Annotated in this window: 5 protein-coding genes, 1 pseudogene and 1 other annotated feature; of the genes and pseudogenes, 5 read left to right on the top strand and 1 reads right to left on the bottom strand. The window is 73.9% G+C overall.

Annotated features, from left to right (window positions below; translation table 11 throughout):
* The 3 genes from CNO22_RS25895 to CNO22_RS25885 all read left to right on the top strand — a co-directional run.
* The coding region (locus CNO22_RS25895) for an AMP-binding protein (protein WP_157937135.1) at positions 1-1270 on the top strand (1270 nt) is incomplete at its 5' end.
* 5 nt (positions 1271-1275) lie between these two features.
* The gene (locus CNO22_RS25890) at positions 1276-1914 is read left to right on the top strand and encodes a response regulator (RefSeq protein ID WP_232807365.1); all 639 of its coding nucleotides are present in this window, start codon (positions 1276-1278) and stop codon (positions 1912-1914) included.
* The gene (locus CNO22_RS25885; RefSeq protein WP_100502120.1) at positions 1911-2486 is read left to right on the top strand and encodes a hypothetical protein; all 576 of its coding nucleotides are present in this window, start codon (positions 1911-1913) and stop codon (positions 2484-2486) included. The genes CNO22_RS25890 and CNO22_RS25885 overlap by 4 nt, the downstream gene beginning before the upstream one ends.
* Before the next feature lie 95 nt (positions 2487-2581).
* On the opposite strand, the gene CNO22_RS28040 is transcribed toward CNO22_RS25885, so the two are convergent.
* A complete protein-coding gene (locus tag CNO22_RS28040) occupies positions 2582-2725 on the bottom strand; it encodes a hypothetical protein (protein ID WP_157937134.1) in 144 nt (47 codons plus the stop codon).
* An 87-nt stretch (positions 2726-2812) separates the two neighbouring features.
* Here CNO22_RS28040 and CNO22_RS25880 point away from each other — a divergent pair, with 87 nt between their 5' ends.
* Both CNO22_RS25880 and CNO22_RS29535 read left to right on the top strand, forming a co-directional pair.
* Positions 2813-3079, top strand: coding sequence for a hypothetical protein (locus CNO22_RS25880; protein WP_100502119.1), 267 nt, complete (start codon positions 2813-2815; stop codon positions 3077-3079).
* 327 nt (positions 3080-3406) lie between these two features.
* Positions 3407-4214 (top strand): annotated as a pseudogene (locus CNO22_RS29535) (IS3 family transposase); the annotation flags it as partial.
* Positions 3688-3819 (top strand) — a sequence feature (AL1L pseudoknot). It overlaps the preceding pseudogene by 132 nt.
* Positions 4215-4275 lie beyond the last annotated feature (61 nt).

The following is a 4275-nucleotide window of genomic DNA, read 5'->3' as shown; positions in this document are numbered from 1 at the left end:
CGTGCCGGCGCTGTACGGGGTGGAGCCGTCCGACCGGGTCTACCAGGGCATGACGATCGCCTTCGACTTCTCCATCGAGGAGATCTGGCCCACCTGGGCCGTGGGAGCGACGCTCGTGGCCGGGCCCACCGACGGGCGGCGGGTGGGGTCCGGTCTCGCGGACTTCCTCGAAGAGCACCAGATCACCATGATCTATTGCGTCCCGACCGTTCTGGCCACGCTCGACCGCATGCTGCCGTCGATCCGCACCGTCAACGTCGGCGGCGAGGCCTGTCCCCGTGAGCTCGTCGACCGCTGGGGGCCGGGCCGGCGGATCCTGAACACCTACGGGCCGACGGAGACCACCGTCACCTGCACGATGGCCGAGCTGCGTCCAGGCAAGCCGGTCACCATCGGGCGCCCACTTCCCACCTACCGGATCACGCTGCTCGACGACGACCGGCAGCCGGTCCCCGCCGGGGAGATCGGAGAGATCTGCGTCGGCGGGCTGGGCGTGGCCCACGGCTACGTGAACCGGCCCGACCTCACCGCTGACCGCTTCATTTCCGACCCGCGGGGGATTCCGGGGGAGCGCATCTACCGCACCGGGGACCTGGGCCGGTTCCTCCCCGACGTGGACGCCTCGGACGCCGAGCGGCGCCGGATCGCCGGCGAGGTGCACGACCACGCCGTCCAGGACCTCACCGCGGTGGCCTTCGAGCTCGACGCCGCGCAGATGCGTGGCCAGCCCCGCGACCCGGAGGACGCCGAGCTGTTGGAGCACACCGCGCAGGGGGTGCGCCAGACCGTCGAGGACCTCCGGTCGCTGCTGGTGGCCCTCATCCCGGCCCGCGGCAGCTTCCGCGGCGGACTGCTCCCGGCGCTCCGGGTGCTGGCCCAGGAGCTGGGCCGATCCGGGATCCGGGTCACTGTGCGGGCCGATGACGCGCGGGAGCTGCCCGGGCCGACGGCCGCGCTGCTGTACCGCTGCGCCCAGGAGGCGCTGCGCAACGTCGTCACGCACAGCGGGGCCACCTCGGTGGAGGTCGCCGTCACACGCCACGAGGAGGTCGCCACGATGGTCATCGAGGACGACGGGCAGGGCTTCGACGAGAGCCGCCTGATCGAGCGGAGCGCAGCCGGCCACGTCGGGCTGCGGGCGCTGGGTGAACTCATGGTCGACGCCGGCGGCTCACTCACGCTGGCCAGCGCCCCGGGCGAGGGCACCCGCGTGGTGGCGACCGTGCCGCTGGCCGCGGCCACGTCCCTGGTGGCCGGGGCCGCACGGTGATCCGGGTGCTGGTGGTCGACGACCACGCCGTCGTCCGGCGGGGCATCTCCAGCCTGCTGGCCGCCGCCGACGGCCTGGAGTGCGTGGGCGCGGCGGCGGACGGGGACAGCGCACTGGAGATGGTCGACCGGCTCGACCCGGACGTGGTGCTGCTCGACCTGTCCATGCCCGGGCGGGACGGCATCACGGTCATCCGGTCGCTGCGCGAGCGCGGCCGGACGGTCCCGGTCCTGGTCCTGACCTCCTTCGGCGAGCCGGACCTGGTGCTGCCCGCCCTGATGGCCGGCGCCGATGGCTACCTGCTCAAGTACCAGGACGGCGAGTCGATCCTGGATGCGGTGCGGTGCATCGCCGCGGGTGGGGCCCCGGTCGATCCGATGGTGACCTCGGCGGTGCTCGCCGACCTGCGCGACCGGGGCCAGGGTGACCTGCTCACCGACCGGGAGAAGGAGGTCCTGGAACTGGTCCGCCAGGGTCTGCCCAACAAGGTGATCGCCCGGCGGCTGCGGATCAGCGAGGCCACGGTGAAAACCCACGTCACCCGCATCCTGCAGCGCATCGGCGCCACCGACCGGACGCAGGCGGCGTTGTGGGCTGAGCGCCGCATCAGGCCGGCGCCCCACCCCCGCGGGTCGACCGGATGAGCGCCACGGGGCGGCACCGCCCACGGCAGTCCGCGGAGCCGACCCCGGACGACCACCGTCGGCCGGTCCTGCTGCACTACGCGGCGACCGGTTGGCCGGCGCAGCACCGGTGGTCGGAGCGGCTGGCGCTGACGGCCGGCGCGCTCGCCGTCCTGGTCGCCATCGGAACGGCCACGCTCGTCGGCGCGTGGGCCGGCTTCTCGCTGCTCGGCCCGTCGGTCGAACCCGCCCGGCCCGCGGCCGCGGCAAAGGTGCCGGGCGACGGGACGGCGGTCGGCGGGACGTGTCGGGACCAGCCGGCGGCGGCGTCCCCGATGGAGGGACCGGCGGGCCGACCGGGCGACGCGGGCTCGGAGCGTCCTACCGAGGCTGTCCTGGAGCAGCGCTCCGAGGCCTCCGCGGTCGACTCCGCGCCCGCCGGCCCCTTCCCGGCCTCCCGGGGGCCCGCCGGGTCGCCGACCCCCGAGCAGCGGGAGGACGTCGGCGCCGGTGCACCCGGGCAGAACGGGTCCACGACCACCCCGTCGACCCAGGGACCGGCCGCCGCCGTCCCCGCCGAAAGGTCACGGTGACCCCCGGCCCCGCGTCGCAGAGCCCGGCGGACGGGACCCCGGGGAAGAAGACGCGGGCACCCGGATCACCGGCGCCGCTGATGCCGGACAAGGGGTCACCACCGGCCACCGGGACGCCCGGTGCCCCGTCGGCCCCAGTGCGGCCCGGCCACCACGGCCGCGACGACCACGGCCATGACGGCTCCGACGGCCATCACCACGGCGACAACCACCACGGGCACCACCGCCACGGGGGCCACGACCACAACGACGACGACGGAAAGGACTGCGGCTCCGGGCAAGGCGACCGGCACGGCAAACGTGCCGGAGGCTCCGCCGGGTGGGACATGCCCGGAAACTCCGGCGCCCCCGGCTCGCCGACCAGCGCTCCGCCGGCCACTGGAGCCCCCGACCAGTCGGGCAACCCCGACCCCGCAGGCAACCCGGACGCCTCGGGCGACCCGGACGCCTCGGGCGACCCGGACGCCTCGGGCCACCCGGACGCCTCGGGCGACCCGCTGTCCTCCGGCGACCCGGCCCCCTCGGGCGACCCGGCCCCCTCGGGCGACCCCCTCACCTCGGGCGACCCCGGCGGCGGCGGCGAGCCCGCCTAGGAGCCTGCTGAATAAGGAGCAGGGCGCCTCGGCAGTCTGGCTGCAGTGAGGTCAGCACCCTGGGGTGCGACAGAGAGGTCGCCCTGCCCATCCTCGCGGTGGCGCGGTGGCGCGGTGGGGTGGGCGGGTCAAGAGGCCAGCGCCCAGTGACCGGCGCTGCCGGTGAGTCCGAGGGCCAGCAGGCGGCGGAGGTTGATCGCGGCCGTGCGCAGGTGCAGCCAGGCGTCATTCCTGGCCACTCCGCGGTAGGGCACTCGCCGGTGGCCGCGGGTGATTGAACCGTCCTGGATCTGGTGGAGGCTCTGATCTCGCAAGGAGACTGAGAGCGTGCCAGCACCCCGCAAGTACGACGAGGAGACCCGGGCCCGTGCCGTGCGGATGTACCAGAAATGCATCCGTGATCTGGGCGAGTCGAAGTTGACCGCTCGCCGCGCCGTGGGCGTAGTGCTGGACATCAACCCGGCCACGCTGCGCAACTGGGTCGAGCGGGAGGAGATCGACATCGGTGTCCGTCCCGGCGTGACGACCGAGGCGTCTGACGAGCTGAAGGCGTTGCGTCGGGAGGTCGCCGAGCTGCGCCGGGCGAACGAGATTCTCAAGACCGCCTCGGCGTTTTTCGCCGCGGCGGAACTCGACCGCCGACTCAAGTAATCGTCGACCACATCGACGCCCACAAGGCTCGCTTCGGGGTCGAGCCGATCTGCCGCGTGCTCACCGAGCACGGGCTCAAGATCGCCCCGAGCACCTACTACGAGCGCGTCTCCTGCCCGGTCTCGGCCGCGGAGTTGGCCGACGCCTACGCGGCGAACGCCCTGGTCGACCTCTACTGGGCCAACCGCGGCCTGTACGGGGTCCGCAAACTCTGGCACGCCGCCCGGCGAGCCGGGCATCCATGGGGCCGCGATCAGGTCGGCCGCCTGATGGGCATCGACGGCGTGCGCCGCGGCCGCCGCTCGACGTGACCACCCACCGGGACCAGGCCGCGCCGCGGCATCCGGATCTGGTCGACCGGGCCTGGGCGACCCCGTCCCGGCCGGACCAGTGGTGGGTCGCCGACTTCACCTACGTGTGGACCCTGGCGGGGTCCGTCTACGTCTCCTTAGAGCTCCCGCCAGTAGGTCAACGGATCCGCGGTGATCTTGGCCGGGTGTTCCAGCGGTAGAGGTACCAGGCGGCCCGCCGTAGAGCACGGACGG

This window comes from Geodermatophilus chilensis (assembly GCF_002802985.1).
Lineage (GTDB): Bacteria > Actinomycetota > Actinomycetes > Mycobacteriales > Geodermatophilaceae > Geodermatophilus > Geodermatophilus chilensis.
Note: the sequence above shows the minus strand (reverse complement) of the source record. Positions and strands in the feature narration are given on the sequence as shown.

Bases quoted from the DNA above. Each gene is read 5' to 3' on its own strand.
- CNO22_RS25885 (WP_100502120.1), top strand. From the start codon at position 1,911: ATGAGCGCCACGGGGCGGCACCGCCCACGGCAGTCCGCGGAGCCGACC.
- CNO22_RS25880 (WP_100502119.1), top strand. From the start codon at position 2,813: ATGCCCGGAAACTCCGGCGCCCCCGGCTCGCCGACCAGCGCTCCGCCG.